This window comes from Mesorhizobium sp. M4A.F.Ca.ET.090.04.2.1 (assembly GCF_003999085.1).
GTDB lineage: Bacteria > Pseudomonadota > Alphaproteobacteria > Rhizobiales > Rhizobiaceae > Mesorhizobium.
The window spans coordinates 1-8163 of sequence record NZ_RZOT01000260.1; the positions used below are offsets into that span (position 1 = coordinate 1).

The window sequence follows — 8163 nt, forward strand, 5'->3', positions numbered from 1 at the left end:
TCCGAATTGAGCAGCGTCACAGTGACGGAGCCAGCCAAGCCGACATAAAGGCCACCGGCGCCGGCGACTGTCACGTTGGTGACCTCTTCCGACGATTCGGCCTGCACAATGACGCCATGCGCCTCGGCCGTGCCGAAGCCGCTCGGATCGCCGCCGCCGAGGATCGTGCCGGTAAGCACGCCGCCAATGCCGGCGCCGTTGCCGGACGCGTCGACGCTTGCATTGTCGCCGATCGTCGCTTCAGTAAGCTTGTCGACGGTGACGACCGCGACCGATCCGGCGGCGCCGCCGCCCGACAGGCCGATGGCGACCGCACCCGCGACCACCACCACCTCGGAATCGTCCTTGGCCATGACGGCGACGTCGCCGCCGGCGACAATCGTCGCGTTGGCGCCGACGCGGGCATAGGTCTCGGTGTCGAACGACAGCACCGAGACGCCTCCCGCCAGGCTGACCGTGCCACTGAAGGCAAGGCCGGCGGAGACGACGATGACCTTTTCCTTGGACGTGGAGATCACGGCGACGTCGTTGTTCGCCTTCACGTCCGCGCCGTCGTTGATCGTCGCGAAAGTATCGACCTTGATGACCGATACGTCGACGCCGGGCGCGCCCGCGCCCGAACCGCCGAAGGCCGCACCGGCCCCGACGCCGACATGGCTGAAGTCGCTCGCCGCCGCAACCAGCACGGACTGTCCGGCATTTCCGGCGCCGGCCATGTCCTGGTTGATCTGTGCATCGGCTCCGATGAACGCCTTTGTCTTGGTATCGACGATGTTGACGGCAGCACCAACTGCCACGCCGACCGAACCACCGCCGCCGACGGAAATTGCAAAAGTTTCGATATCATCCTTCGCCGAGGCCGAGACAGCCACGCCGCGGAAGCCGGTGTCGACCGCCGCGTTCGCAATCCGGTTCTGGGTCAGCCCCGGATCCTGCTGGACGTCGTCGCCGCCCTCCTGGTCGAGGTCCTTGAACTGGGTGAGGCCTGACGGCGTACCAGCCTCCAGGCTGCTCGCGGTCGGCTTGTTGCCGCCCTGCGGCTCGAAGCTCGACATCGCCTGGCTGCCCGCGTAGGAGACGTCGTAGCGGCCGGTTCTCGCCGCGACCGTGCCGTGGCCCTCGCCGGTGACGCGTGCACCCGCGCCGATGAAGGCATCCGTCACCTTGTCGACAACCGCAACGCCGGCCGCGACGCCGACACCGGCGCTGCCGCCAATCGCCACGCCGCCAACGATCAGGTCCATCTCGGTCTCGTCGAGTGCCTGGACGAGCACGCTGCCGCGTGCCCGCACATCCGTCAGGCCGCCGATTGGCGCCAGCGGATCCGACCCGATGAAGGCGCGGGTCTTCAGGTCCAGCACGAAGACGTCGGCCGTCAGCGTGACGCCCGCGCCGCTCGACGCGCCCGCAGCCACCGAGAACGAGCCGATGTCCTCGTTGCCGGTTGCTTCGACCGTCACGTTGCCGTCGACGTCAATGTCGGCGCCCGCCTCGATCGATGCAGTCGTTCTCTTCGTCAGCGTCGACACATTGACACCGGCGCCAACGCCGGCGTTGCCCGCGGAAACCGCGAGCGAGCCAGCGACCGTCAGGATATCGGTTTCGTCGCTCGCAAAGACCGAGACGCCGGGATCGTTGGCGAGCGTCTGGCCGGAAACCTTGCTGTTTGCGCCGATGCGCGCCGTCGTTGTCTCGGTCAGCACCGTTACGGCGACCGAACCGGCGACCGCCGCCTGCGCGGAAGCCGCGCCGGCGGCGGCGATGATCAGCACCTCATCGGTGGAAATCGCCGACACGGAGAGGCCGTTGGCGCCGCCGGTGACCACATCGGCGTCGCCATAGAGCTCCGCCTTCACGTCGTCGAGATGGACAAACACGGTCCCGGAAACGCCGATGCCGGCGCTTTGGCCGAACGCCGCCGCGCCGGCCAGCAGGAACACGTCCGCATCGCCGGTGGCCGTCACGGAGACATCTCCGCCGGCGCCCAGATGCGATTTGTTCAGCGCGCTGCCGGCCTCGACGAAGGCCTGCGTCGATGTGTCAAGATAAAGCACGCCGACCGACGCCGCGACGCCGGCCGAGCCGCCGGCGCTGCCGCCGAACGTCGCCGCGATCGAAGTGATGTCGTCGAAGGAGTCGGCGTTGATGACGATGTTGCCGGCCGACGTATCCAGATCCGCGCCGCCGCCCATCCAGGCGCTGGTGTTGCGCGTGATCACCTGCACGTCGAGGCCGATGCCGACGCCGGCATTGCCGTTCAGCGTCAGGCCGATGCCGCCCGCCCCGCTGACCACGGTCAGCAGGTCCGTCGCCTCGATCTTGATGCCGGTTCCGGCCTCGAGGTCGGAGTTGTCGTTCACCGAGGCGTGCGTCTCCATGAAGATCCCGTTGACGCTGGACGAACCGCCGACGGCAAAGCCGCCGGACGCACCGGCGATGCCGGCGGCGAAGCTGGTGACGGCCAGCGAGCCGATGACAGGCAGGTTTTCCGTGACCGGCAGCAGTTCGGCATGCGAGGTGACGTTGATCGCGCCCTGCGCTTCGGCGTCGAGATTGATGCCGGTCTCGGCCTTGGTGCTGAGATCGTTGACGATGTTGACGGTGACCGCGATGCCCACGCCGCCACCGCCGCTGCCGGTGCTCAAGGCCGCACCGCCGGCCAGGTTCTGCATTTCATTGAGACTGACGGCGCCGATCTCGATGTTGCCGGTGTTGGCGTCGAGATCGACATTGTCGCCGACCGATGCCAGCGTGTTGACATCGAGATAGTTGATGCCAACCGAGCCGCCGATCGCGGTGTTCTTGGAGACCGCACCGGAGAGGGCGCGCGCCTGGAACGTGTTCTTCTGGCCGTTGGCGGTCGCGGCGCGGACCTCGATCGATCCCGCTGTCAGATCGGCGCCTGCGCCGATCATCGCGTTGTTGTCGAGGAGGACGATGTTGAGACCGACCGCGGCGGCGACGCCGGTATTGGAACTGGTGTTCGTAGAGGTCGCCGTGGCCAATGCCCGCGCGTCGGTCGTGCTGATCGCCTCGACCTTCATCGCGCCAGTGCCGGAGATCGTCACGTTGCCGGCGATCTGCGCCTGGTTGTCTGCATCGAGGAAATTGACGGCGATCGTTGCCGCCACGTTGGTGCCACCGGAGCCATTGCCGCCCTGCGTACCCTTGCCGGTCTGCGCATTGCTGTTGCCATCGGCCTGGCCAAGGCTGCTGCTGCCGCTCTGCGTCGGCGTCTTGGTGCCGCCGCTCTGGTTCTTGGCCATCTCGGTCTGGTTGGTCGTCTCCTGATCGGAGTTGGCACTATCCGTTGTGCCATCGGACTTCTTCGTGGATTGGCCCTTCGAACTCGCCTTGGACTCTGCCTTGGTGTCGAGTGTCGAGGTCGCGGTGATCGTCACCGTGCCGACATTCTGGAAATTGCGGCCGAGGAATGCGTCGTTGGTGACTTCGCCGATGTTCAGCGCAATCGACGCGCCAACGCCAACGCTGCTGCCGGCAGCTTCGCCATCGGCAAGCGTGTGAACCGTCCCGGTGTGCGACGCTTGCGCGGCCAAATTGCCCGTCAGCGTGATCGCTGCGCCGCCGCCGGTGCCGATGTGCGCATCCGTATCGTTGTCGACATAGGCGACAGCGATCGCGCCGCCGATACCGGTAGCGCCTTGCGCGCCGGCCTTGGCCGTCGTCGTCAGCGTGTCATTGGATGTCGCGGTGACCGTGAAATTGCCCGTCGTCCCGCTAACCGTCTCGCCGTCCTCGACGCCAGCAAAAGTGCTGTTCAAGCCGATGCCGAGCGCGATCGATGCGCCGACGCCGACGCTGCCCGAGCCGCTTCCGGCCCCCGAGGAGGTCGCCGTCGTCGTGGTTTCGGTCGTGTTGATCGCCGTGAGCAGGACATTGCCGCCGGTCAAGGTGACCGTCGCGGCGCCACCTGCCGGCTGATCGGCATGGTCGAGACCAATCACGCCTAGCGTGTCGGTATCGGCGAAGCTCAGCGCGAACGAGCCGGCCACGCCGATATCGCCACCGCTGGCACCGGAGGTCGACTCGGCGCCGAAACGATGCGTCACGTCACCACCGACGTTCTTCATCTTCGCTTCGGCTTTCACCCCGTCGGCGGTGATGATGCTGCCCGCCCCGATCGAGGCCTCGTTGCGCATCGTCGCGATATTGATCGCCACGGCGACACCGACAGCGGTGCCGCTGTCGCTCGTCTTTGCTGTGCCATCGGCTTCCGCCGTCGCGTCCATGTTGTTGGACGACTGCAAATTGAGTTCACCGACGCCGGCGCCCTCGCCGGCAATGACCGTGCGCCCGTCATTGATCGACGCCACCGCGACCGACGATGAGACGTTGAGAGCAAGTGCTGCCGCGACGCTGACATCGCCGCCGCCACTGCCGCCTGAACTGTTGGCCGACTTGCTGACGCTGTCGCCATCATTCGACTTGCTGTTGGCCAGATCGACTTCCTTGTCGCGTTGATCGTCGGCCTTGGTGTTGCCGTCTTCGTTTTCTTCGGCGCCAGCCGCGCTGGCGATCGATTCCGCCTTGCTGGAGCCGTCATTGGCGGCCGACAGGCTGATCGATCCGTTCGAACGAAGATTGCGGTTCGAGGTCGAGAACGCCCGGTTGTCCACGAAGGCAAGCGCAATCGCCGCGCCGATCGCCGTCGAGCCGATGGCATCCCCATCGGCCAGCGTCGTGCTCACGCCGTGATTGCTGGCGCTGGCCGTCAAATTGCCGGTGATGTCGAGTTCGCCGCCGGAACCGATGGACGACTCCGTGTTGTTGTCGATGACGTCGATCGCAACCGCACCGCCGATACCGACATCGCCGCCTTCCGCACCCGCTTCCGCCGTGGTCGCAGCGGTATGGGCGCCGGTAGCGGTCATGGTGATAGCATCGCCGGCAACGATGGCCGCATTGTTGCGGATCGACGCCGAGGTGGAATTGTCGACGATGGTCAGGGCGACCGAACCACCGATGCCGAGTTCACCCGCGGCGCCGCTTGCGTCGTCAGGAACCGCATCGGTCTGGACGTTGGTGGTGGAGTTGGCGGTGAGCGACAGATCCGCGCCATTCAGATCGATCGAGGCGTTTGCCGCGACGTCGGCGGAAGCCTCGGTGATAACGATATTGATCGCCAGCGAACCGGCCACCTGCGTCTTGGAGCCGTCGCCGGCGCCAGAGGTCGCCTGGGCGACGAAGCTGTCGCCGGCCGCAATCGTGGCGCTCAATGACACCGCACTCGCCGACAGCGACGAGGTGCCGCCGAGATAGCTGCGCGTCGTGACGTCGGCGATGCTCAGCACAACCGCAACGCCGATGCCGGTCGCGCCGTTAGCGGAGGAGTTCGTGTTGGTGCCGTCTGCCGTCGCCGTCACCTTGTCCGTCGATTGCGCGGTCAGCGTGATCGCGCCACCGGACGTGAGGGTCGAAGCCTGAACGAAGGCTTCGGTCGTCGGCCGAAAATCGGACACCGTCACTGCGCCGGCAAAGGTGATGTTGCCGCCGCTTGTCGTCGCCTTGTCGGACGTATTGCTGTCCTTGTTGGGGTCCTTCAGACGCTCCTCGGATTCGTTGTCACCGCCTGCACTTTGGTCCGATCCGCCTGCCGTCGACCTGGCAATCGTCGTGATGTTGCTCGTCAGCGTCGCGCCGAGCGCGATCGAATCCGGCGTATTGCCGGCATTTGCGCCAATCGTCGAGCCGCCGGAGACATTGGCGCGGGTTGTCGCATTGACTTCCGAAACCGCAACGCTGGCGCCCTTGCCGCCGCTACCGCCATCGGCCTCGGTGGTCATCGTCAGATTGCTGGTCGCAGTCAGCGACACCGCGCCCGAGACGCTGAGCACGCTGCCGGCGAGCACTTCGGTGATCGCGTCGCTGACCAGAACGGTGACGGAAACCGCCGCATCCTTCTTTTCATCGTTGTCGGAACCGGCATCGGACTCGTCCTTTGCGGTCAGGGTCACGGTTACGGTGCTCGACGCCGACAGGCTGGCCGCGGTCACATCGGTGCTGCTGAACTTGACCCGTGCCTCGGGCAAGATCGTCGCGATGACACCCGCGAGCGGCCCAACCTCGGCAGTCTCGGCCTCGACATTGGCTGTCGCGGTTGCGCTGAATTGAGACGCGCCCGTCACGATGATCGTGGCGCCGGTGAGGTCGATGATCGCCTCCGGGGTCGCGAAATACGCGCCACCCGTGATTTCTCCATCATCCGCCGCCGCCGCAGTCAGGGTCACCGAACCGGCATTGACGGTGCTGGAAACGCTAATCTTCTCGGCATTGACGTTGACTGCGCCGGCAGTCAGCGTCCCGGAGATCGTCACCTCGTCCTTGCCGTCCTGGCCGTTGACGAAGAGCGCGGCCGAACCAAGGTTCACCGCATTGATGGTCAAGGTATCCTTTGAAAGAATAGGAATGCCCAGATCATCGCCGAGATTGATGGTGAGGCTGGTGCTGGGTTTGTTGAAAGTGATCGATTCGAATGTCGGAATGAGGGAATCCGACGACAGCGTCAGTGTCGCGCCATTATCGCGCAGGGTCGCTTCATCGTCGGCATTGCTGGTTGTGATGACCCGGTCCGCAACGACACTGTTGTCGATGATCGGTTCAAGTCCGTCATAGTGGAGCACGACGCCGTCACGCGTGATTGTGCCCGACGTCTGCCCGGTGGCCACATACTTCACCGAGGCGAAGGTGCCACCGTCGAGAACCATGCTGTCGAAGCCGGCATCGCCACCGGCCATGACGCCGCTCAACTTTCCGGCCGCACCAACAAAGAAGGTGTCCTCGTTGTCGGCTGAACCAATCAGGTTCTCGACCGTAACGAAGGACACCCCAGCAACATGACCCGAACCGTCGCCAGTAAGATGCCAATCGGTGTCCTGCGGAGGCCCGACAACGGCGTCGCTGCCGGCGCCGCCACTCAACAAGACCTTGCCAGCCAAAGCGGGGTCGATCTCCTGCAGCACGAAGCTGTCGTCACCCGCCCCCGCGTCAACGGTCAACGAGACCGCAGGAACTGCAAACCTGTAGGCGATCAGATTGTTGGAGGTTCCGGCGTCAAGCACCGCCAGATTGTCATCTGAACCATCTGAACTGCCGATGCGGATCACCCGCGCCTGCCCGGAACTGTCGGCATAAATTCGCTCGCTGGCCGCTGTATCATCCTCGACCGCGCCAACGCTCGCCAGGCCAATGCTATGGGTCAACGCGCCGGCTTGCGCGGTAATGCTTCCTGACTGGCCGGTGTCGGTCGCGAGCCGCACGGCGTCGAAGCTGCCGCCCGTCATAGCAAGCGTATCGTTGCCGGCACCACCGTCGAAGCGTACGTCGAGCGCCGCCAGGAAGTTTTCGCCGAAGTCGATGGTGAGCTTGTCGTCGGCGGCGGTGCCGCGCACCACGATATAGTCGACCTGCTGCGCGTTGCGCTGGTCGATCAGCGTATCCGTCTTGTTGTCATAGATCTGGATCGTCTGGATCAGATTGTCATAGCGCAACGAATAGTCGGCCCCGGCCAGGTCGTTCATGTCGACCGCGAAAGGCACGACGTCGGCCGACAGCAGATAGCGCGCCTCAAGAGCCTCAAGCGCCAGGTTCGGCAGATCTGATGTTTTGCTGGGCCGTCGGGCTCGCCCCGGTGAGCGCCTCAGGAGCGAACTCGCCAGCCAACGACCAAATACGCCAGGGACTGGCGCCTCTTCTTTGCTGGCTAATATAAATCTCTTCTGGAACGCGTCAAAAAAGGCTGGCCGCGACAAAATGTTCATTTTGCCCCCCCGACATATGACCGCAGATTTATGAATGTATGATAGAGTTCTAACGTACATCCGAAAATTCTTGAACGCAATACAACTCATACAGCAGCGATGTGTCTATATTTATGTAAAATTTGTGACAATATAGAATATTTGTGTATATCGCGATATATTCCGTTATTATGCATTGCCAATTGCTGAACACCGTAAATATTATGCTTATCACTCCAACGTCTATCTGGGATTTAGTTTTTTTATATTTCCATAGTTTAAGAATTTCTTAGCGAAAGAAACACAGATCGCCTCTTAAAATATTGGCAGATCCTGGGACCTCAGCGACAGCTTCCGTAACGGCAGGCACGAAATCCAAATAAGGAGCCCGGCACGAATGTCGCGC

General features: G+C 63.8%; 1 protein-coding gene. It reads right to left on the reverse strand.

The genetic code is table 11. The annotated features are described in order from the left end of the window. Nucleotides 1-7556 (reverse strand): hypothetical protein (locus tag EN781_RS18800; RefSeq protein ID WP_245492612.1); only part of this gene is annotated, 7556 nt, incomplete at its 3' end. Between the last annotated feature and the right edge of the window lie 607 nt (nucleotides 7557-8163).